Here is a 22,596-nt window from a genome sequence, read left to right as displayed (position 1 = left end):
TAATTCTGATGACCCACCCCACGAGTATGAGCCAGCAAGCAGCGACACGCCTCGACAAGCAGATGCTCATCGGCGGCGAGTGGGTCGACGCCGACGAGCGCACAGACGTCATCCACCCGTACGACGGCGATCTCGTGGGGTCGGTCCCGATGGCCAGCGACGGGCAGGTCGTCGACGCGATCGACGCCGCCGAGGCCGCCTTCCAGGCCTCCGATCTCTCCGCCTACCAGCGCTACGAGTTCCTCCACGAGACCGCCCGTCTGGTCGAGGAACGCGCAGACGAGATCGCCCGTATCCTCACCAGCGAACAGGGGAAACCGATCTCGGAGGCCCGCGGCGAGGTCGACCGGGGGGTTCAGACGCTCGATCTCTCCGCCGAGCAGGCCAAACGGATGTTCGGGGAGTACGTTCCGATGGACGCCCAGAAGGGCTTCGCCCGCGACCACTGTTTCACCCAGCGCGAACCGCTGGGCGTCGTCGCCGCCATCACCCCGTTCAACTTCCCGCTGAACCTGATGGTCCACAAGGTCGGTCCCGCTATCGCCGCCGGCAACGCCGTCGTCGGCAAACCCGCCTCCAACACCCCACTGACCTCCATCGCACTGTTCGAGTGCCTGGACGACGCTGCCGACGCGGTCGAGTTCGATGTCCCGGACGGCCTGGTCAACGTCGTCACCGGCTCCGGCTCGACGACCGGCGACGTGATCCTCGACCACGACGCCGTCGAGGCCATCTCCTTTACGGGATCGACGCCCGTCGGCAAGTACCTCGCCAACAACAGCGGCATGAAAGAGATCACGCTCGAACTGGGCGGGAACGACCCGACGATCGTCTGGGACGACACCGATCTCGAAGAAGCCGCGGTCCAGGTCGTCGGCGGTGCCTGTTCGAACGCCGGCCAGGTCTGTAACAGCGTCGAGCGGGTCATCGTCCCCGAGCACATCGAAGAAGAGTTCGTCGACGCACTCGTCGACGCCTGTGAAGACCTGGTCGTCGGTGACCCCTTCGACGACGAAACCACCATCGCCTCGATGGTCGACGACAGCCAGTTCGAGGACGTCGTCGAGATCTTCGAGGCGACCGTCGACGCCGGCGCGACCGTCGAGTGTGGCGGTAACTACGGCGGCGAGTTGGGTCCGCGGACCTTCGAGCCGACGGTACTGTCGGGCGTGACCCCGGACATGCCGGCCGCGAAAGCGGAGACGTTCGGCCCGCTGGTCCCGGTCATCACCGTCGAGGACTTCGACGAGGCCCTCGAAGAGGCCAACAACACCAACTACGGCCTCGAAGCCGGCCTGTTCACCCAGGACATCGACCGTGCGAAGCGTGCGGCCGACACGATCGACGCCGGCGGCGTCAACATCAACACGGTCAGCGGCTTCCGGGCCGACCACATGCCCTACGGCGGGTTCAAGGATTCGGGCGTCGGCAAGGAAGGTATCAAGTACGCAGTCGAGCACTTCTCGCGGGAGAAACTCGTCGGCTTCCACCAGGGCTTCAACGCCTGAGTCCGTCCCGTTCTCAGTCGACGCTGACCCACTGATCCGTCTCCGCGGCTTCGTAGACGGCCTCCATCGCGCGCATGTCGACCAGCCCGTGGTCGCCGTCGGCGTGGATCGGTTCGTCGCCGCGGAGGCGGTCGGCGAAGTAGTCGAACTCCGCCAACATCTGGTCGACTTTCTCGATGGTCACCGACGCCCGGCCGTCGCCCCGCGAGACGTGGAGTTGTCGGGTCTGGTCCTGGAAGAAGGCCGGTTCGATCCGGACCTGGCCCTCCGTCCCGGTGACGGTGATCCCCGAAGACTGGCGGGCGTTGTGGCTCGCGTAGAACTGACCGTACACTTCCTCGGGGAACTCGACGGAGAACGCGACCGTCTCGTCGACCTCGTCGAAGGCGGCGTGGCTACTGGACGTGTTGCCGGTGACCGAACGCGGGTCGGCGTCGAGCAGGTACCGGGCGGTGTTGAGCGGGTAGATGCCGATGTCGAACAGCGCGCCCCCGCCGGCCAGTTCCTCGTCTAACCGCCACTGGTCGGGGTTCGGGTCGATCCGGTCGAGCAGGCGTTGTGACATGTCGCCGGTGACCGACATCGGTTCGCCGACGTAGCCCGCGTCGATCAGGTCCTGCGCCCGGCGGACTGCCGGCTCCGTATGCATCCGGTAGGCGATCATCAACTCGACGCCGGCCTCGGCGGCGACGTCCCGGAGCCGCGCGGCTCGCTCGCTGTCCCGTTCCATCGGCTTCTCACAGAGGACCGCCTTGCCCAGGTCGGCTGCGGTCTCGACGTACTCCAGGTGGAGCGCGTTGGGCGTGACGATGTAGACGGCGTCGTAGGCATCGCTGGCGACGCCGTCGTGGAACTGCTCGTAGGTGATCCCGTGGTCCGCTCCCTCCGTCTCGGCAGCGACACGTTCGGCTTTCTCCGTCGAACTGCTGACCATGACCGACGGCTCACAGCGGTCGCTCGCTTCGAGTGCGGGCAGCGCCCGCCCCTTCGTGAACCAGCCCAGACCGATGACCGCGAACCGTACCGGCTCGACGGTGTCGGGGTCGACCGTTTCCCAGTCACGCGCACAGCTATCCTCGACGATTGCACTCAGCTCCATATCGGCACCACTGGCCCGTGGCTCATAAATCGAACCCCTGCGGTGAACGAAACAGTTTTACGCGCCAGGTGAATGAGTCCACTCGTGCCACCGGACGATACAGACATCTGTCCGTATCCGGGCCACGATACCGTCAGGTGTCCGGAGTGCTGGACGGATATCCCCGGTCTCGTCCCCGGCGGGACAGCCGAGGACCCACAGCCCCGCTGTCCCGCCTGTGGCGAGGTCATCGATACGGTCGTCATCACCGACGACTAACGCGTCTCACAGGGCTCGCAGAGGGGAGAAAGAGTCGGACGGACTTCCGTTCACGCACCTACGTTTCCATATCGAGTGCAGCACTTCTGAGCTATACGAGTGGAAACGAAATATCGGTACAATTTCCTTATACGATATTATAATATGGATATTCACGTCTGAAAAGTCATCGATTTGAACAATGGGACCTAAATCAGATCAAAATCCAAACTTCTGGAGTTTAAAGGGTTCTATTCTCTATTAGGACGCGATTGAGGCGACAGTAGCCGACAGTTATAGTACCCATTGAGCTAATTTACACGTCGATCGGATGATTGTAGTTCGATCTGGTGTACATTGATTCTCAACGGCTACTGTAATTTCCGGCGCCGACGAGTTCAACCAGCCGTTCGATGCGGTCTCAGTGACTGCTTCTAGCGACCTGGGAAGCATCCAGGTTTCGCGGGAGACGAGCCCGATTTATCCGGTCTCCTCCCGGATACCAGTTATCTCGAAACGAGCGCCCGAGCTATCGGTTACCTGAATGTCCCAGCCATGGGCTTCGACGATGTCGTGGACGATAGAGAGTCCGAGTCCGGTCCCGTCATCACTCGTCGTATATCCGTGTTCGAAGATCCTTCCACGTTCCTCAGCGGGTATGCCGTCCCCATCGTCTTCAATGTATAAGCCGATTAACCCCTCACCGTCTGTCAGGGTTTCGTCAGCTCTGAACGTGCCAATGTGAACGGTAACCGGGGGCTCGTTGTGATCGAGTGTATTCCGGAAGAGGTTCTCGAAGACGGTGAGGAGACGATTGCGGTCTGCCTCGACGAGTACGTCCTCCGAAATCCGCATATCGAACGTGGACTGGTCGGTATGTACGTGTTGCCAGGCTTCGGTAGCGACCTCCGCGAGGCGAACTGATTCCGCGGTTTCGACAGTTTCGCCGGCTCGAGCCAGCTTCAATACGTCGTCGATGATTGTCGCCATTCGCTGGAGGTTCCGTTGGATTGTCTCAAACTCGTCGGTAGAGACGTCTTCTCGGACGAGTTCGAGCCGGCCCGTAACCACTGTCAATGGATTCCGGAGATCATGCGACACGACACTGGCGAATTCGTCAAGCCGCTCGTTCTGCCGCTGAAGACGGTTCTCCTGGTGCTTTTGAGCAGTGATATCTCGGAATACAACGGTCTGTCCTGTCGCCCCGCGTCCGTATTCGACTCGGGACGACTGATATGAATAGTACCGCTTGGTACCGTCGACGTGAGTGACGAGGTCTTGAGGGCTCTCTTCGTCAAAGATCGGGTCTAATTCCGGATTCAGTTCTCCGAGACGCTCCGCGTCCATCCCAACTTCGACGTCAAAAACACGGCGAGCGGATGGGTTGACGTCAGTAAGGGTGAACTCCGAATCGAAGTTCAGTATGGGGTCATCGATATCATTGATAGCCTGGTCCCAGGCAAAGTGATTGACACTAAATAAGTGGGGATTGGATTCCTCTCGAATGGCGACTAAGAAAATCACGCCAGTCGCTGCGATTCCATACGCTGTGAAGTTGACAGACGTGAGATCGAGAGTATGTGCTACTGAAATTACTACGGGAATACTCATCGCCCCGATTAGTAAGCCGACTTGAATTTTCCGTGCCCGGTTGTCAGCAGTCAACAGTTCGCCACCCAGGACCGCAAACGCCGCGAACGTGAGGCCGTATCCAAAAACCCAGAGATCGAACATCCCCCAAGAGCCAAGCGTCGTCGTGAGCAGTCCGTTCGTCAGAGTGACCTGGGAGTAGACGAGCCACCGAGATTCCGGTATCCATACGAGACACTGAGTTATGACTGGAACAAGCAACAAGACACGAAATGTATGCTCTGAAACCGTTTGTTTGTTGGCGAATTCGGTAGCGAACAGGAACCACGAGATCCCCGTGAAAGTAGCTATAAAGAGGAGGAACCTATCGGAGACGATCGATACCGTCGCGTTCCAGAATATCGTTTCGATACCACTGGTGAGTGCCCACCCCACACCAGCGAGCATCATGAGAGAGAACCACTTTATCGCCGGTTTATCCACATCGGATCTGACTCGCAGCGCGAGGAGGCCGGTAATCGGCGCCGCTCCGATCATCACCAACCCGATGAGCGGTTTTGCAAAGAGGGGCATTATGTTCTCCCAGACGATTCGACTGCCACCCAGGCGCTATGATCCGATATCAATATCACATTTCAAAACGCTCAACGATAACGGCGTCGTGGGATCGGCTACGTATCAACAGCGATCCTCCACCGGAATCAGTCTCCTTATCCACTCCGGTTTCAGAAGTGCTTGTATATAAGTATCCGGGCGCGTTTTCAGATTTGGGAACCCTATCCCGGACGACTCGATAGTCGAACCCAATTCACATAGCTGTCCACCGTCCCGTGTGATCGGGGACAAGCACGCCAACACTACCGTCGCAACGATCGCATCGTTGTCAGAATCGGGTTCGGGTTCTGCAACCAGTCCAGGTTGACAGCTCCCGTTCGACGCCGGACCGGGAGTTGATTACAGTCAGCGGTGTCAATATCGCCGGTATCGATCGCTATCTGGCGAGGACAACGAGGATACCATGCGTCTGCGGCGTACGAGCAGCGCCGGGCAGACGTCACAGCGGGGGACGCCTGACCGGCCCCTCGATGGGCTCGCGTAGCCGACGCACCACTCGTTCTGTGGCTATTGCAGTACCGGACGGAGACGCGTGAACCGATCGAGATCCCACTGATGTACTCGTTCCCAGAGCAACACAGCGGGTGGAAGTGCGATCACCGCCGCGAGGAACGAGTAGGTGACACTCAGACCGATCAGGACCCCGAAGTTACCGAGAATCGGGGTAACGGCCAGTGCGAGCGCACCAGTGCCCAGCGCGGTCGTCAGCATGCTTCCGAACAGTGCGCCGCCTGTGCCTGTCAGCGTCACCATCATCGCTTCGTGGGCGCCGATCGTCGCATCGTACTCGTCGATGAACCGGTGGGTCGTATGCACCGAATAGGCGATGCCAACCCCGACCGAGATAGAGAGGATCGTCGCCGTCAGTGCGTTCAGCGTGATGTTCAGATATCGCATCGTTCCGAGCAAGAACGCGATGGCCACCAGTATCGGGAAGACGTTGACCACCCCGAGCAGTGGCTTCCGTTCCAAGATACCGTAGATAATCACGAGGAACGCAGCGGTCAGTCCGACTGCCATGACGAGCCCCTGAATCGCCGACTGGAAGATGCGATCCATCACCGCCGCGAGGACGACGACGCTCCCCGTGGCCGTCGCTTCGAACTGGAGCCTGTCCGCTAGTTCAGCCCCGCCAGCGGTCACCTCTGTCTGTGTGGCGTCGGAGTCTGTCTGATATTCGATCTGCGCGGACCGGTAATCCTCCGTGAGGTATCGTTCGGCCCGGTCACTCGCCGAGGACGAGAACAGTTCGTCGTAGATCTGTTCGAGGTTTTGGTCGGGAATTCCGTTGTCGTTCTGGTCGTTTCGGGCGACCAAGGCGGCGAATTCCTCGTTTTGATCAGCGTGGGATCTGATGACGGTGACGATGCTCCGTGCCTCTGCCTGCCCGCCAGGTCCGACTGCAAGTGACTCCGGCGGATTGTCGTTCGGAGCGGCGAGGGCTTCGAGCGCGTGATCTTGCTTGAGGTTCCCCTGGACGTGTATTTTCACAGTACTCCCCTGACTGCTCCCGAACTTCTCGTCCAGCAAGTTGATCGTTGACGTGATGGTGTATTCACCTGGACTAAACGGCGCAGGTAACTCTGTGAGATAGGTCGGAATCTCCTCGGGCGGAAGGAAGTCCTCGTTCTCGAACGAGGTACCGACGCCCGACCCGTACGCGCCCATCAGGCCACCGGACAGGAGTAACCCGACGACGATCACCGTCGGGGCGTACTGGCTCACCTGTGCGGGAAACGCCAACACTCGTCCGAGCGCTGAGTCCTCCGACGCGATCGGAGTGGAGTTGAATTCCGGAACGCCGAGACGCGTGCGTAGGTCATCGCTCACCAGCTTGGCCGCGGGCAAGAACACTCCGAAGAGAAGGAAGGTGAAGAGAATCCCAACTGCCGAAGCGATACCCAAGTTCCGAATCGGTGTGAGGGTAGAGATGACGTTCGCACCGAATCCAAACACTGCGGTCACGGTCACGATGACGAACGCGACGATGAGCTGGCTGTTCGCCTCCCGCATCGCTTCGACCGCCGCGAACCCGCGTGCCGTCTCCTCTCGATAGCGATTGATGATGTGGATACCGAAGTCGACGCCGACAGCAAGCAGTAACACCGGGACCGAGATCATCTGCTGGCTGAACGGGATCCGTGCGTACCCGAGGAACCCGAACGTCCAGATAATCGTCATCACGAGCGCGACCAGCCCCAGCAGGACGTCGATGGGGTCACGGTACGCGACCACCAGGAAGACCAGTAACAGGAGTATCACCACTGGCATCACGATCAGCAGCGAATCCGACATCGACTGCCGTATCTCTGCTTCGGTGGTCCCCGATCCGAACGCACGAACGTCGCCGGGCATATCGTCAGCGACCGTCTGGAGGCTCGTCTGGACAGCAGTCAGGTCGTCGAAACTCCCGGGGAAGTCGTGCGAGATGGTCGTGATCGATGCGGACGCCGAGACACTGGTGGGATTGAAATCGTTCGAGACCGACCCGGTAAATCGGGACTCCCCTTCGAGCTCCCGAACAGCCTGTCTGATTTCGGACTTGGGCGCACGTTCGAGCGTCCGCCGGTACCCTTCCGGTGTCGTCGCCGACGGGTTCAGATGCTGCGCGATGGTCGGAGCAGGGCCACTAGCCGACTCCATCCGGAGGTCGTCACGGTCCGCGACGCGTTCGATAAGGCGTGCGTCACGGACAAGTGCTTCTTTGGTCAGCACGTTGCTGTCGGTCCGAATGAGTTGCGTCGTGTCTTGTGTGTCTGCCTGGAACGGATCTTCAAACTTCTGGGCGACTGCGTCTTCGGCTTCCTGTTCCGGTAGCCCCTCGGTGAACGCGTCGAGTCCGCCGGCGCTCACTTGCACAGACGCCAACCCGCCGGCAAAGACCGCCGTAACAAGCAGAAACACGACGATGACTGCTCGCGGTCGATCCACGATCGTCGTGTTGAGGCGTTCTGTCGCCGTTTCGACCCGATCCGCCAGTGACATCAGTCACGCCTCCAGTAGACGACTGCGACACCACCGATAACAGCAACTCCCAGCCCGAAGATGAGTGGGAGCGGCAGGCCGCCGCCGCTCTGGGGAGTCGCATCGACTGGCTTCCTGAACGTGTCCGACAGATGGGTATCGCCACCGCTATCCGTATACCGGAAGTCGAACGACATCGGATACGTGCTCCCCGCTGTCGCGGAGGACGCCGCCGACACCTCGAAGGCCAGCGTCGCGGACTCACCGGGCTCCAATGACTCGATATAACTGGTGTCCGTTCCACTGATGCTGAGTGGGTCGTCGGCAAACAACCGTGCCTCGACGTCGGTAACCGTCTCGTCGAGGTTGTTCGTCACTTCCACCGAGACGACCCGTGTGTTCCCCACGGTGATCGTTCGGTTTTCGACCGCGAGAGCGAACTCGTCCTCGCTGGCGGCGACGGCCGACTGGACCGACAGCGTGTCGCTCGTCTGCTGGTCACCGCTGTCGTCCTCGTAGCCGACGGTAAAGTCGAACTGGCGTGGTCCCTCGCTGGCGCTGTCTGAGGTATCGACGCCGAAACTCACTGTCGTCGACTCGCCGGGTTCCAGATTACCGACAGCGTACTGGGTTTCTTGCGGGGAGAGATTGGAGTGGTCGCTCTCCCAGTTGACCACGGCGTTCTCGACGGTCCGGGGACCATCGTTGACCAGCGTGGCTTCGAGCGTCCCGTCCTGGCCCGCTTGCAGCGTCCCGGAAACGTCCGACAGCGAGAACTCCTGTTTCGGCGTGGTCTCGATACCGAGCGAGAGACTGTCGTCGGTGCCCGCGTCGCCCTCTGGGTCATCGTACTCGACCGACGCCGACAACGCGTACGAGCGGACCTCCGAGTTTGCACTCGCAGTCGCGTCGACGGTCACGGTCCGGACCTCCCCGGGGCTCCACTCCCCGACGAACTGTGAGGTGGAGGTGGCTCCGCCGAAGGTGATATCGCTGCTCTGTGAGGTGACCGCCACCGTCGCGTCGTCGACGGTGACCGGCCCGTCGTTGCGAAGTGTCAGTTCGTACTCCCCGGTGTTGCCGACGGGCACCGTCGAGGAGGTGTTGACGACTGCGAACGACTGTTCGGGTGCGGGGGCGATACCGACCGTGTTGTCGACTGACTCCGTTCGGACGCCGTCGGTGTTGTCGAAGGCCACGGACAGGCCGAAGTTGTGCGGCTCGGGCTCGGCGTCACTGGACGAAGCGACCCGGTACTGGAAGGTTCGGCTCTCGCCGGACTCCCACGTCTCGACGAACCGGGAACTCTGCTCGCCGCCGCCGACGGTGAACTCGCCGTTCTGGCTCGCCAGCGTCACTGCAGCGTCAGTTGCGGCCGTCTCACCCGTGTTCTCGACGGTGAGTTCGACGCCGCCTGTCGAACCGACCCGCGCGCTCGAATCGACATCGACCACGTCGAAGGTTGCGTCGTCGCTGACCCGGACGGTGACGTACTCAGTTTGGGAGCCGCTCTCGGAGTCACGGGAGCCCACCGTCTCGGAGATGTAGCTGTAGTAGTCGTAGTTCAACTCAATGGGGACGCGATAGGTGCCGGGGTCGGCGTCGTCGTCGACGCTGACTTCGAACGACACCGTCCGCGACGAACCCATGGCGAGATCGCCGGTAAGCTGCCGTGAGGTCGATATCGATATCGGAGCGTCGCTGGAGCCGACGTCGACCGTCAACCCACGGGCGGTGGTCACCTCGTTGTGTAGACTCGGGTTCCTGATGGAACTGGAATCGAGCTCGCCATTGTTCGAGAGCACGACATCGAATGTCGTCTCCTCACCCACCGCGACTGTGTTGTCCGCGAGCGCGACCTCGATCTCGGGATTTCCGGTTACGGCGGCAGTGACAGGCCCAGTCGCGGCCGACACCATGACGGCGGCGAAGAGGACGCTCGCAATACTGCTACGCTTCATCGTGGCTCCCCCCGTGGGACCGTGCTCGTCGTGAGCAGGCTCCAACCCTGTAGAATTCGGGAGAGTCTTTCATCCGCTGATGGTGACCGAACAGTGTGCTGCAACAGTTCTCGTATCACGAGCGAACAGAAGGAGAGTGGGGAGTTAAACAGGAATCCAGATTTTCCAAGCCGGAAAAACTGCATTAGAGCCGGTCAGCGTCCGTTTGACACTCTCATACACACTCGAAAGATTTCCGTGAACAGACGCTTCGACGGCGTTCACTCCAGACGGTGAAATAGTGTGAGTCGGTTTTCAGAGCCAGAAAATCAGCAATCATACCAAGCATGCCCCCGATAAACGACTAACACGTGAGTGAGGATACCCAGTCGAGCGAGATTTACGCCCTCCTCGACGACGAATACGCTCGTGCGATCCTCACGTCAACGAACGCGACGGCGAAATCGGCGAAGGAACTCAGTGACGAGTGTGATGCGTCGCTCCCGACGATCTATCGACGTACCGACCGTCTCATCAACTGTGGACTGCTCGAGGAACAAACCGAGGTCGAAGAGGGCGGCCACCACTACAGTGTCTACAAGGCACGGCTCAAACGCCTCACAATAGAACTAGCAAACGATGAACTCAAAATCGAAGTCGAAGAACAACCGACGGACAAAATGGCGGATCGGTTCACCGAGATGTGGGGAGAAATCTGATGCAACCGAATCAAATTGACCCTTCGGTGGTCCCCCCGCACTACCTTGTTCTATTGGTAGTGACTTTACTCGCTGTTGGGATGGGGGTATTTATCGCCTACCAAGCCTACCAGGGATACCGTCGAAGCGACAGACGACAGATGCTGTTTCTCGCGATCGGACTCGCGCTCATTACTGTCGTTTCCCCGATAATGTCGCTTGTAATCTCGGTTACTGCGCTACAGTTCGAACTTGATCTGGTCGTGTATACACTGTACTCACCGATGGTAAGTAATATCGTCAAAATTATCGGCACCGGATTCATTATCTATTCACTTTCCTTGCGGAGCCACTCGTGAGAGCCCCCTGTGTTGCACACTGTTCCGCTCAGGGCGGCGTCGAGAGCATCTTCGAGTGCTTCGTCGCCTGGTTTTCTCGGTAGTCCGGAGTCTCCGTATCGAGCCGCCACGTGGAGATCGTCTTCAGAACGACGACCAGACTGTTCGAGTTCCCTTCGCCCCAGATGGTGGTCTCCGACCGCGGGTCGGCTGGTGACGCGTCCAAACCGTTGACGAGTGCGCTCACGAGGGTTTTCGTCCGTCGATCATCACGAGTCGCCCAGCGCCGTCCGCGGGACCTCGGTGCGGTGCTGAAGTTCGTGTTCGAACGTTCGGTTCTTCGGCCGAGATGGCCCAGAACTGCTTGGGAGACGACTGGAGGACATCGACGAGTCCCCGTGGTGAATTCGTCGATCGCGTCATAGACACGGGTCCGTGGCACCTCTGACACCTGGCTCACGTCCCTGGCTGTCCCCGATCCCAAACTCGCAAGGGCCACGAACGTCCGCGCAGCGTAAGGACTCAATCCCAATTGTTCGAGTTGCTCGATCGCTGCGGACTGGGGGTCGTCAGTTGGATCGTCGCTCGTCAGTTTCGGTAACTCCCGTAGCACGAGCCTGACCACCTCGCGGGACATGACCGGGCGTGCACGTAGCAGTACGGTGGTTTGGACACGGCACTAGACTACGTACAGTTGGGGGTTGATAAAACCCGACATGAGGAATTCGCAAATATAAATAAGGATAAATCGGGTATATAGACTCATATTTATGTATTTAAATTCATAATTCGCAAAAAAGCGCAATACTATGACCATCTGTCCCATCTATGTATCTAATTTACGGATAATTGGACAGACACTTCTCGATCTGCGTCTTCAACCTGTCCTAAGAACTTTGAGATTCTCTTGGAGGCCCGTAGTTAGATTCGGGGACCCTTATATGGCCCTCGTTTGTACCGTCACAGCCCCTTGGAGGCTGTCGTCGTCACTCAGACTGTCCGCATCGACTCGACGAGACGCCTGTGGGCGGCGGCGAGGGCCTCCTGGCACACGACTCCTTGGTCGGTGGAGCTGACACCGATCGTAACCTTCACTCGCACGCTCCCGGAGCCACTCGGCAGTACCACCAAGGTTCTGTTGTACGGCAGTTCCTGCTTCTCAGGCCAGGCGAACACATGCACGTCCGATCCGACGTCGTACTCGTCGGTCAACTCGGGGTTGTCTTCGTTCTCCACTACCTCGTCGACGCTACTATCAAAGTATCCCAGATTCTCGGTGTCGTGTACCGCGATCACCGTTGCACCCTCGTCGAACTGTATCCGCAACCGTCTCGCGATGCCCACCTCCGTCCCCACGAGGTCTACCTGCGGGATATCGAAGCTCACGTACGGGTCCTCGTCGGGCCACTCCCGGCTCGTGTACGACATGGGCACCGACGGACAGCCGCTGCCACCGCTGTCGCCGTCGTCCTGCTCCCACGGGAGGTCGGCCGATTCTTCGCTCGACGTGGTTGCCGCTGATTCCGTCGGAGTGTCCGTCACGTCACCGTTCGACCCGCTAGCCTCGGTATCAGTCGTGTCGTCCTCGCCGCCCGGCGTCTCCTCACTACCGCTGCCACCGCATCCTGCGAGGGTCGCAGTGGTGATCGTTCCACATAGGGCGAGCAACTGTCGTCGTGTCGGTGCCTCGGATGACGGTCGTTTTCCACTCATCATCCGACGATTCGTGGCCGGCCATACAGAAGGGGGCGCTAAACACCTAGCGTGTGGCCACAGATGACTGGAAGCGATATTTTAGGTTGCTCCGCAGATGGCTGGAACCCTCTCTTCACGAATATCATCTTCGATCGAGCACCGAATTGCTTCACGGAGTACCGAGATTGCGGTGAGTGGAGCGTTCTACGACATCCGTTTTATCGCTGTATGTACCATCGAGTTCGCCGGTTTTGTACTTCTTTTCCAGTGATCTAGGGGGCGATCTCCCACTTGTTTGAATAGCCGGACCTGTCTCTCTCTATCTATGGCGGGCGATCCCGGACAACTTCGGCGGATAATATAGCGCTCACGACGGTAGACAGCCGCCTTTCCATCGAAGACGAAAAATTATATGCCAGTGAGGGTCGTTCCTGACCGTATGGTCCGACCAAGCCTAGTGCTTCCGCCGGAGCCCGACGAGCGGTGGGAGCTCGCAAAGCAGATGGGTGTCACGGATGCGGTTATCCACCCGCTGGAGATCGGCGACGACAAGACGAACTGGACCTTCGACGAGCTCCGGCAGTTACAGAACTGGTTGGAGGGGGACGGTATCGAGTTCTCCGTGCTCGAAGGGAGCGTCCCGCTGACAGACCGGATTCGCCTCGGACTTGCTGGGCGCGACGAGGATATCGAGGAGTTCAAGCAGTTCCTCCGAGACTGTGGTGAGTTGGGTATCCCGGTGGTCTGTTACGACTGGATGGCCGGGGTCCGTTGGGCTCGGACGGGTGCACACGTCGAGTCCCGAGGCGGCTCACTCGTCACTGAGTTCGACAACGCGGACATGCAGGGCGGTCCGCCGGTCCCAGCCGCGGAGAAGAGCCACGAAGAGATTTTCGACGCCCTGGCGTACTTCCTGGAGGAGGTCGTTCCGGTCGCTGAGGAAGCCGGGGTGAAACTGGGACTCCATCCGGATGATCCGCCCCGCGAGACGGTCCGTGATGTGCCACGGATCGCAAACAGCGTCGAGAACTACGATCGGATTCTCGACGTGGTCGATAGCGAACACAACGGTGTGACGTTCTGTCAGGGCAACTTCGCCGCGATGGGCACGGACATCCCGTCGGCGATCCGGCATTTCGGTGACCGGATCAACTTCGTCCACTTCAGAGATATCGAGGGCGACGAAGACGCCTTCGTCGAGACGTGGCACGATGACGGTCCGACGGATATGCACGCCGCGATGGCCGCGTACGAGGAGGCCGTGGCCGACGAGGTCCCCATGCGCCCGGACCACGTCCCGACGATGGCCGGGGAGGACAACTCCAACCCCGGCTACCACACGAAGGGCAGGCTGTTCGCCATCGGATACATGCGTGGCCTCCTCGACTCGGTCGAGTGACACCGCGGTCCACGTGAGCTTCCGGGGCACTCTCGTTCGCTCGCGTACAGGGAGCAAACCGGTCCGCGGGACGCGAAGCTCGGCGACGAGGTCGCCTCGTCAGTGGAGTCAGGACTGCGGGACCTCCCCAGAACGGTAGAACCGTCGCAACAGGTCGAACGCCTGTTTCTTGCGCCCGTGCTGGTCGATGATGCCCTTTCGGTTGTATCCACGCTGGTACTCGTTCTGGCGAAACGGGGCTCGGAAGTCGAACAGAATCCACGGTGACAGCCCCGCGATCTGGTCGTTGTCGGCGATCGCGTCGATCTGCTCGCGATAGATCCTCGCCTGGTATTCCTCCGTCCACCGGTCGTCCTCACTACCGTGATTCCCCCACTTCGCACCGGCACCCATCTCGGAGACGACGATGGGCGTGCCGTCCGACTGCTCCTGGAACTGTTCCATATCGGTTGCGTCGCCGTAGTACCAGCCGTAGTACTCGTTGATACCGGCGACATCGAGATGGGCCGAAAGCGGGTCGTCGAGGACGAGGCCGTCAGCACGCTCGTCGACGAAACACGCTGCCGTCACCAGGCGAGTGCTGTCGAGGTCACGGACGTACTCGGCCATCTCGGGAAGCACCTCGTTGCGTGTGGCGTCAGTGTGGTCTGTCTCGTTGGCGATCGACCAGAGGACGACGGAGGCGCGGTTCCAGTCACGCTGGACCAACTCCCGGAGTTGCTGTCGGTACAGTTCCCGGACGCCCTCGTCGCCGAAGTCGATGTCCCAGTAGGCGGGAACCTCCTCCCAGAGGAGAATCCCTTCCTCGTCGGCCAAGCGGGCCATCTCTTCGGTGTGGGGGTAGTGCGCGAGCCGCGCGTAGTTACAGCCGAGTTCGTTGAGCCAGTCGAACCGTTCGCGGACGGCCTCGCTATCGAGTGCCCGCCCTTTCCCGTCGGCTTCCTCGTGTAACGACACACCCCGGAGCCACACTCGCTCCCCGTTGACAACCACGTCGCTGCCGTCGATGGTGACCTCGCGGAAGCCGACCTGGTCCGAGATAGTGTCGTCACCGTGTCGCACACGGACTGTGTACAGTGTCGGCTCGGCAGGGTGCCAGAGATCGACGTCGGAGTCGGCGAGCGACACCTGGTCGTGAAACCGGGAGCCACCGTCCGCGGCGAGGTCGGTGGCGACGGACAACGCTGGAATTTCGACGGTGACGGTCCCGTCGGGATCGCCGTCGATCCAGGCTGTCACGTCGATATCGACGTGCCCGTCCGACAGTGTCGTCTCGACCTTGAAGTTCCGAACGAAGGTGTCCGGAACGTTGACGAGTTCGACCGACCGGTTGATCCCGCCGAAATTGAACCAATCGGTCGCTTCGTTCGGGATCCCGTCCTCGTAGCGGTTGTTGTCTGCGAGCACCACGAGGTCGTTCCTCCCCGCCTCCAGGAGATCGGTGACCTCGAAGCTAAACGGTGTGAACCCCCCCTCGTGGGTACCGACCCGCTCGCCGTTCAGCCACACTTCTGCCCTGTAGTTGACGGCACCGAACCGGAGGAACGTCCGACCGTCGTCGGCACCGAGCGAGCGGTCGAACTGTGTTGCGTACCAGACCCATCCCTCGAAGTGGCGGAACTCCGGGAGTTCTTCGCCCCAACTTGCAGGGATCCGGACCGACCGTCCGTCGGTGATGTTGAAATCGGTCGGCCGATCCGATCCCCGGGACGAGTCGGGCTCGTAGATCTTCGGGACCGTGACGTCTTCGCCCGCGAAGTCCTCGAAGTAGTTCTTGTATATCTCGTACTGGTCCGGGATCGCTTGCCAGATACCGTCGAGTCCCGCCGTCTCCCGAGGATACGCTAGCAGTTGCATTGTCAATCGGACTCACCCCGCAGACAGATAAATAGGTGCCGAAGTCGACGGACGGTTCGACTCGGACGCATCGGTGCGATCGCAACCGAGCCACACTCGGCTCTCTAGTCCCAATTGAACCGATCTACACACCGATACCACTGTAGTCGTGCGATCGGGCATACGGTGACGTTCGATGGCTACTAGAGCCGTGATCTGAAGCGTATCCGCAGAGAAGACGATTGTCTCCGGTTTCCGAGACCGCTGTCGGCCGGGTCCGTCTGTGAGACGGACGGTCGCGTTGCTGAGCTCCTCAGTCGCCCGTTTCGGCCTGTGTCGTACTCGCCTCACTCTCACCGGCCATCTCCGCGATACGGTGAGTGAGCGCGTCGCCTGTCTCGTTGTCGAACAGGTGGATATTCTGTCTATCCAGTACGACTTCGATGTCGTCGCCTTCGGCCATGTCCGAGTCCGGGTCGATGCTCATCAGCAACTGGTCGTCGGTCGCGGTCTCCTGGGACATCGAGGTCTCGCCATCACCTAACAGCAGGTAGACGAAGATCTCGTCACCCATCGGTTCTAGCACGTCCGATCGTGCCCCGATCGTGCCACTGGGATGGGCGAGTTCCGTTGCCTCTTCTGCCGGGTAGACGTCTTCGGGACGGACACCGAGGGTCACGTCGTCACCGGGACCGATCCCCTCGATGGTCGCCGGATCGAATTCGACCGAGAAGTTCTCTGTCTCGACCGCGTTGTTCGAGACGGTGCCCTCGACGAGGTTCATCGATGGGGAGCCGATGAACCCGGCCACGAAGAGGTTGTCGGGCTCGTTGTAACAGGTCAGTGGCGCGGCGATCTGTTGGAGTTGCCCGTCGTTCAGCACAGCGATGCGGTCGGACATCGTCATCGCCTCCTCCTGGTCGTGAGTGACGTAGATGATCGTGGTGTCCAGTTCCTTGTGGAGGCGCTGGAGTTCCGTCCGCATGTGGACTTTGAGTTTCGCGTCCAGATTCGCCAGCGGTTCGTCCATCAGGAACACGTCCGGTTCGCGGACGATCGCCCGGGCGATCGCGACACGCTGGCGCTGCCCGCCGGACATTTCGTCCGGCATCCGATTGAGCATATCCTCCAACTGGACGATGTCGGCCGCCCGATCGACGCGGCGGTCGATCTCGTCCTGTGGGTAGTCTCGGAGTCGGAGGCCGAACGAGATGTTGTCGTAGACGTCCATGTGGGGGAACAACGCGATGTTCTGGAACACCATCGCGATGCCCCGGTCTTTCGGCGGGAGGTTCGTCACCTCCCGGTCGTCGATGTAGATCGACCCCTCGGTCGGGATCGTGAGACCGGCGATCGTCTCCATGGTCGTCGACTTCCCACAGCCGGATGGACCGACGAAACAGATGAACTCGCCATCGGAGATGTCGAGGTTCATGTCCTTTACCGCAGTGACGTCTTCGTAGCGTTTCGTGACGTGTTCGAGTTTGAGATCTGCCATTGTTACTCCTTGAGTGCTCCTGAGGTCAGTCCGCTGACGATACGTTCTTGGGCGATCAAGACGAGGATGACTATCGGAATCGTCGCGACGAGGCTTGCGGCGGCCATCTCCCCGTAGTTGACCTGGAACCGCTCCTGGAACCGGATCATGCCCCAGACCAGCGGTGCGCCGTTACTAACCTCACCGTCGTTCATCAGGAACGAGAAGAAGAACTCGTTGTACACCATGATGAACGTGAGAACGCCCGCAGTCGCCACTCCGGGTGCCGACAGCGGCATGATGACCCGGAAGAGCGCGCCGAGGCGAGTCGTCCCTTCGACGCGTGCGGCGTCCTCCAGCCCATCGGGAATCTGGGCGTAGAACGTCGTCAGGATGAAGATCGACAGCGGCATCATGATCCCCAGTAGCGGGATGATAATCCCGAAATGCGTGTTGAACAGGTCCGGCGGGTAGACGCCGGCCACACCGACGTTTCCGGTCAGCAACCGGAACAGCGGAATCAGGTACGACGCAGCCGGGAAGTAACTGATCGCCAGGATGACCAGCATCAGCGGTCGACGGAAGCGGAACTCCATACGACCGAAGACGTACCCCGCGAGGCTGGCGAACAGCAACACTAACGCGGTCGTCACTGTCGAGATGATGAGACTGTTGAGGACGTACCAGTGGAACGGTGTCGTCCGGAAGATCTCGATGAAGACGCCGATGTTGAACCCCTTGGGCAACAGCCAGATGTTGGACATGTTACCGGGGGATGTCAGTGCGATGACGAACAGCCAATAGATGGGGAACAGCGAGATGAGCAGGAACGCCCCGATTCCGATATACAACAGATATCGGTAGACCGTTTCCGGGTTGCGCATACTGTAGTCAGCCCATCTCGAAACGAGCCCGCCGCCTGCGTTGTTGTCAGCCATGAGTTAGACCTCCCTGTATTTGAGTAGGTATATCGACACGACAGTGCCGATGATCGATGCAGTGATGAACGCGACAGTAGCGGCGTTCGCGTAGTTCCCAGTGTCGAACGACTGCACGACCATACAACTCAGCGACGGGACGACGGAACAACTCGTGATCGCCTCGATCTGGCCGTAGATACGCATCGCACCGATCGTCCGGAACAGCAGGGCGATCAGCAGCGACGGCATCACGAGCGGGAACGTCACGAGCTTGAACCGCTGCCACGGCGACGCACCCGAGACTTTCGCGACGTTGTACAGTGACCGGTCGATGCTCTGCAACCCGGCCAGCACGATGAGTGCGATGAACGCGGACTGCTTCCAGACGTCCGCGATGATGACGACGACGAGTGCCGTGAGCCCGTGAGACAGCGCGTTCCGTGAGAGATACGGGAGCCAGGCTGTCAGTTCGGTCGCGAACCCGAGTCCGGGCGTGAACATGATGTAGAAGATCATCCCCTGGATGACGATCGGGAAGGCCCACGGGATGATGATCGCCGCCCTGACGAACCGCCGACCACGGAACTGTTGATCGAGGACGAGCGCCATCCCGAATCCAAGAAACGCCTCCAGTATGACGCTGACGAACGCGAAGATGAACGTCACGATGAGACCGCTATTTATCGGGTCCTGGAACGAGAGGAACGGGCTCGGGAGGATCGCGTCGCGCTGACCGGAGAGGATCTGCACGTAGTTCTCCAGGCCGACGAAATCGCCGTAAAGCCCCGACAGCGAATTGGCGTGCAGCGAGATCTCGAAGGTGTATATCAGCGGCCAGATCGCGAGCGCCGTGACCGTCAGCAGGGTCGGAAGCAACAGCAGATACGCGAACCGCGTATCGCTCATGTTCGCGATCCACTTGGTCGCGATCTGGTGGACCGCCTTTATTGGATTTTGGCTTTGATTAGAGGACGACATAGTCTCTTGAAATATAAGCCGCCTGGTGGTCTAGGAGTACTGCCCTTCGATGGCCTCCAGGTCACTCGCACAGTCCTCCATGGCCTGTACGGGTGCCTTCTCCTGCCGGTAGACCGCGTTGACGTTCTCCGAAATCGGCGACCACTCCTGGAGCCAGACTCTCGAAGCGGGGCGCGGAATGACGTACTTCGCCGACTCGACGAAGGTGGGCACGTAGGAACCGAGCGCGGTTTCCTCGACGACGCTGGATTCGAGGACCGACGGTTTCGGCGGGACGTTCCCCTCCTGATCGAATCCGGTGATGTAGAAGTCGTCGGAGACAGCGGCTCTGATCACTTCTTTCGCCGCCTCGGTCTTGTTCGAGAAGCTGTTGATCGCGTACGACCAGCCACCCAGTGCGGAGTTCCCTGCGACACCGGTGTTCTCGTACTTGCTCGAGGCGTTCTCGGCGTACGGAAGCACCATGTAGCCGAGTTTGTCGGCACCGAGTTCGTCGACTGCATCCCACATGAACCCGCCCCAGTTACGATGCATGACCGCATCGCCCTGGAGGAACGGGTTGAGCGAACCCTGGTACTGCCATCCGGAGATCTCGGACGGGGTGATACCGCCCGCAAAGCCGTCGTCCTGGATCGCGTGCTCGTCGTCGCTCCCGTAGATGAACCGACGCATCATCTTCAGCGAGTCGATGACCGGCTCTTCGGTGACGGTGATCGGGCGGTCCCCGACAGGCCCGTAGAGGTTGTCGCGCCCGCCGAAGTACGCCCCGCCCCAGCTCGTCATCTGCTCGTTGAACGGACAGCAAGCGAGCGTCTGAGAGACGTTCCCTTGCGTGGTGAATCCGTACGACGTGTCGTTTTGCTCCTGAAGATCCGCGGTCACCTGCGAGAGTTCCTTCCAGGTGAGCCCCTCAGTCTGCCAGTTGTTCTCGTCCGGCGAGTAGCCGGCCTCTTCGGCCCAGTCCTTCCGATACATCATCCCCGCGATGTCGATGTATCGGGGAACTGCGTACTGATCGCCGGTTTCGAAGTCCTGTAGCGCGTCGACGACGGGGCCGAAGAACTCGTTTTTCACCTGATCGACGAGGTCGGGCATCTCATCGGAGAGGTTCAGCAGGTAGTCCCGTGAGATGAACGGAGCGGCCCAACCGGTGTCCATGTCGATGATGTCCGGACTGGCACGTTCCGCGCTGAACCACTTCTGGTACTGGCTGCGAGTGCGATCGAACGGGACTTCGGTGAACTGCACCTCGATATCGTCCGAGAGCCCGTTGCTGTGCATCGCCTCCTTGTACGCGTTGAGAATGTCGTCCGAGACTTCCCCGGCGACCGACAGCGCCCAGTTGACGGTCGTGGCCCCGGTGTTACTGCTCTGTGTATCGGTCGCAGTGCCGTCACCGCCGGACCCTCCGTCGCTGCCGCCGTCGCCGCCACTGCCACCGTCGCCGCCGTCGCCGCCGCCACCGCACCCGGCGAGGCCTGTAACACCTGCTACGCCGGTCGCCGCGACGAATCGACGGCGGGAGATTCCGTTCGAGCCACTACGTTCGGTTGATGAGTTTCGTTCCGACATCACAAACTCACTGTTCCCACCTATCATATAAAAACCTACCGGAAGAATATGTACGTTCATCGATCCCTCGTAGGAAACAACCCGACTCGAAGCGCCCATCGAGGGCGTCTGCCGCCCACGGCTCCCACGGGGGCCCGTCAGTTATGCGTCGAACGAGACAGAAAATCGTTCGGCGCTGGAATCCGGGTTCCCGACAGACTCTCACGTGGAGAGTGAGTGATCGACTATTCGAGGTCGAACTTCGGGGATTCGTTCAGTGTCTCGGACTCGCCGAGGTTCCAGTCGTCCAGGAGCGGCTGGAGCGCGTTACACATCTCGGCGAAGAGGTCCCTGGCAGTCTCCGTCTGGAGCGTCTTGACCTGTGGATCGTTCAGGAAGCCCTGGAACGCGTAATCGACGTCGTAGCCGTCGAACGCGGCCTCGATGATCGTCTCCTGGTTGTTGATCTGCTGCGTAACCTGGGTCTGGACCGGCCGTGGCAGTGAACCGCTGACGATCGGCCGAACGTTGTTCTGGGTCACGACCGCGTTTGTCTCGACAACGGCGTCTTCCGGAGCGTCCAGCATCTGGCCGTTGTTGGGGAGGTTCACGTGAGTCCGCATATCGGAGAGACCGGCGAGTGCTTCCATGAGTTCCGTAATCACTTCCCCCGTCTCGGAGAGGTCGAACTCCTTCTCGCCGTCCATGAACTGTTGCACCGTGTCAGCCTCGTCGTCCCACCGGGCCAACCGATACGAACTCGGCGTCCGGAGGACGCCCCACCGGTTCAGGTCCTCCGGCATGTCCTCCTGGAGGAACCACGTCGCGAACTCGACGAGGTGGCGGTCGCCCGCCGCGGGCAACACCCCGAAGCGCTTGAACAGCTCGTAGGTGACTTGGTTGTTGTCCTGGAATCCGGGGTGCATCGAGTGGGAGGTGTCTTCCAGTTCCGATTGCGTGTACTCTCGAACGACCCCGTCCTTCTCCATGTACTGTTCGACGACGGGGAGCAGTTCGTGGCCGTTCCAGGAGGCCTCGTCCACCCACGTGAAGTGATTGACACCCTGGACGTTGACCTCGATCTCGTCCCGGGAGGGCTTGGGGACGTCGAACTGGTCCTCGACGATCTCTGCAAGAAGCTCTTGTGCGTGGAACACCTCGTGACAGAGCCCGAGCGCGTTGATGTCCGGATACTCCTCGTACAGCGTCCGGGTGACGTAGGTCACCGGGTTCGTGTAGTTCAGCACCCACGCATCGGGACAGTGTTCCCGAACCGCTGCTGCGATATCACGGTAGACGGGAATCGTCCGCATCGCACGCATGATCCCACCGGGTCCGCTCGTGATCGCGACGGCCTGATGGATTCCGTACTCCTGGGGGATCTCCAGGTCGTATTTCATCGACTCTGTCGGCGGGTACTGCGTCGAAAGGATGACGAAATCGGCGTCAGTGAGGGCTTCTTCCCGTGATTCGACGGCACGATACGTCCAATCACCGACCGCGTCCTCACGCTCCTGTACCCAGTTTCCGAACTCCTCGTTTCGTTGTGCGCTCTCGTGGTCCGTGTCGTACAGTACGACTTCCCCGGACATGGTCTCGTCGAGGGCGAGTTCCTTGGTTAGGTTTCTCGCCCACAGTCGGCTCCCTCCGCCGATGTATCCGATCTTCACGTCGTCCGGATCGACGGGTGCCTCGCTTGATACCGGTAGTTCCTGCTGGTCTGTAGTTCCGCTCATGTTGGTTCAGCACTT

At 60.3% G+C, this 22,596-nt stretch carries 17 protein-coding genes and 1 pseudogene; 5 read left to right on the top strand and 13 right to left on the bottom strand.

What is annotated here, in order from left to right:
• Positions 1-26: 26 nt before the first annotated feature.
• On the top strand, positions 27-1,508 hold the full coding sequence (locus P0204_RS17800) for an aldehyde dehydrogenase family protein (RefSeq protein WP_276223509.1): 1,482 nt from the start codon (positions 27-29) through the stop codon (positions 1,506-1,508).
• Between the two features lie 13 nt (positions 1,509-1,521).
• On the opposite strand, the gene gfo6 is transcribed toward P0204_RS17800, so the two are convergent.
• Entirely contained in the window at positions 1,522-2,607 is a 1,086-nt protein-coding gene (gene gfo6, locus P0204_RS17795) for a D-xylose 1-dehydrogenase Gfo6 (protein WP_276223508.1), read from the bottom strand.
• 84 nt (positions 2,608-2,691) lie between these two features.
• Between gfo6 and P0204_RS17790 the strand changes: the two genes are divergently transcribed.
• Positions 2,692-2,865 (top strand): hypothetical protein, encoded by a 174-nt coding sequence (locus tag P0204_RS17790; protein ID WP_276223506.1) that lies wholly within the window; start codon positions 2,692-2,694, stop codon positions 2,863-2,865.
• Between the two features lie 459 nt (positions 2,866-3,324).
• Here P0204_RS17790 and P0204_RS17785 read toward each other — a convergent pair whose 3' ends face one another.
• The 3 genes from P0204_RS17785 to P0204_RS17775 form a co-directional block, all read right to left on the bottom strand.
• Positions 3,325-5,007, bottom strand: a complete 1,683-nt coding sequence (locus tag P0204_RS17785) for a sensor histidine kinase (RefSeq protein ID WP_276223504.1) — start codon at positions 5,005-5,007, stop codon at positions 3,325-3,327.
• Positions 5,008-5,556: 549 nt separating this feature from the next.
• Entirely contained in the window at positions 5,557-8,034 is a 2,478-nt protein-coding gene (locus P0204_RS17780; protein WP_276223502.1) for an efflux RND transporter permease subunit, read from the bottom strand.
• On the bottom strand, positions 8,034-9,974 hold the full coding sequence (locus P0204_RS17775) for a COG1361 S-layer family protein (RefSeq protein ID WP_276223501.1): 1,941 nt from the start codon (positions 9,972-9,974) through the stop codon (positions 8,034-8,036). Before P0204_RS17775 ends, P0204_RS17780 begins: the two co-directional genes overlap by 1 nt.
• A 350-nt stretch (positions 9,975-10,324) precedes the next feature.
• Between P0204_RS17775 and P0204_RS17770 the strand changes: the two genes are divergently transcribed.
• Both P0204_RS17770 and P0204_RS21160 read left to right on the top strand, forming a co-directional pair.
• Entirely contained in the window at positions 10,325-10,672 is a 348-nt protein-coding gene (locus P0204_RS17770) for a helix-turn-helix domain-containing protein (RefSeq protein WP_276223499.1), read from the top strand.
• Positions 10,672-11,010, top strand: coding sequence for a DUF7521 family protein (locus tag P0204_RS21160; RefSeq protein ID WP_419181156.1), 339 nt, complete (start codon positions 10,672-10,674; stop codon positions 11,008-11,010). Before P0204_RS17770 ends, P0204_RS21160 begins: the two co-directional genes overlap by 1 nt.
• A gap of 28 nt (positions 11,011-11,038) precedes the next feature.
• Here P0204_RS21160 and P0204_RS21000 read toward each other — a convergent pair whose 3' ends face one another.
• The 3 genes and pseudogenes from P0204_RS21000 to P0204_RS17760 all read right to left on the bottom strand — a co-directional run bounded on the left by P0204_RS21000 (position 11,039) and on the right by P0204_RS17760 (position 12,702).
• Positions 11,039-11,236 (bottom strand): hypothetical protein, encoded by a 198-nt coding sequence (locus P0204_RS21000; RefSeq protein WP_336406476.1) that lies wholly within the window; start codon positions 11,234-11,236, stop codon positions 11,039-11,041.
• Positions 11,237-11,461: 225 nt separating this feature from the next.
• A pseudogene (locus tag P0204_RS20995) lies at positions 11,462-11,626 on the bottom strand (hypothetical protein); the annotation flags it as partial.
• Between the two features lie 353 nt (positions 11,627-11,979).
• Entirely contained in the window at positions 11,980-12,702 is a 723-nt protein-coding gene (locus tag P0204_RS17760) for a hypothetical protein (RefSeq protein WP_276223498.1), read from the bottom strand.
• Between the two features lie 421 nt (positions 12,703-13,123).
• Between P0204_RS17760 and P0204_RS17755 the strand changes: the two genes are divergently transcribed.
• Positions 13,124-14,083: a mannonate dehydratase gene (locus tag P0204_RS17755; RefSeq protein ID WP_276223497.1), complete on the top strand. Its 960-nt coding sequence runs from the start codon at positions 13,124-13,126 to the stop codon at positions 14,081-14,083.
• Positions 14,084-14,191: 108 nt separating this feature from the next.
• Here the strand turns inward: P0204_RS17755 and P0204_RS17750 are convergent, their stop codons facing one another.
• The 6 genes from P0204_RS17750 to P0204_RS17725 all read right to left on the bottom strand — a co-directional run bounded on the left by P0204_RS17750 (position 14,192) and on the right by P0204_RS17725 (position 22,581).
• Entirely contained in the window at positions 14,192-15,940 is a 1,749-nt protein-coding gene (locus P0204_RS17750; protein ID WP_276223496.1) for a glycoside hydrolase family 2 protein, read from the bottom strand.
• Positions 15,941-16,232: 292 nt separating this feature from the next.
• The gene (locus P0204_RS17745; protein ID WP_276223494.1) at positions 16,233-17,417 is read right to left on the bottom strand and encodes an ABC transporter ATP-binding protein; all 1,185 of its coding nucleotides are present in this window, start codon (positions 17,415-17,417) and stop codon (positions 16,233-16,235) included.
• A 2-nt stretch (positions 17,418-17,419) separates the two neighbouring features.
• Positions 17,420-18,334 (bottom strand): carbohydrate ABC transporter permease, encoded by a 915-nt coding sequence (locus tag P0204_RS17740; RefSeq protein WP_276223493.1) that lies wholly within the window; start codon positions 18,332-18,334, stop codon positions 17,420-17,422.
• Positions 18,335-18,337: 3 nt separating this feature from the next.
• Positions 18,338-19,294, bottom strand: coding sequence for a carbohydrate ABC transporter permease (locus P0204_RS17735; protein ID WP_276223491.1), 957 nt, complete (start codon positions 19,292-19,294; stop codon positions 18,338-18,340).
• 30 nt (positions 19,295-19,324) lie between these two features.
• Positions 19,325-20,866, bottom strand: coding sequence for an ABC transporter substrate-binding protein (locus P0204_RS17730; protein ID WP_276223489.1), 1,542 nt, complete (start codon positions 20,864-20,866; stop codon positions 19,325-19,327).
• A gap of 224 nt (positions 20,867-21,090) precedes the next feature.
• Positions 21,091-22,581 (bottom strand): family 4 glycosyl hydrolase, encoded by a 1,491-nt coding sequence (locus P0204_RS17725; RefSeq protein WP_276223488.1) that lies wholly within the window; start codon positions 22,579-22,581, stop codon positions 21,091-21,093.
• Positions 22,582-22,596: the final 15 nt, after the last annotated feature.

Source organism: Haloarcula halophila (assembly GCF_029278565.1).
Classification (GTDB): Archaea; Halobacteriota; Halobacteria; order Halobacteriales; family Haloarculaceae; genus Haloarcula; species Haloarcula halophila.
This window is presented reverse-complemented; position numbering and strand designations above follow the sequence as displayed.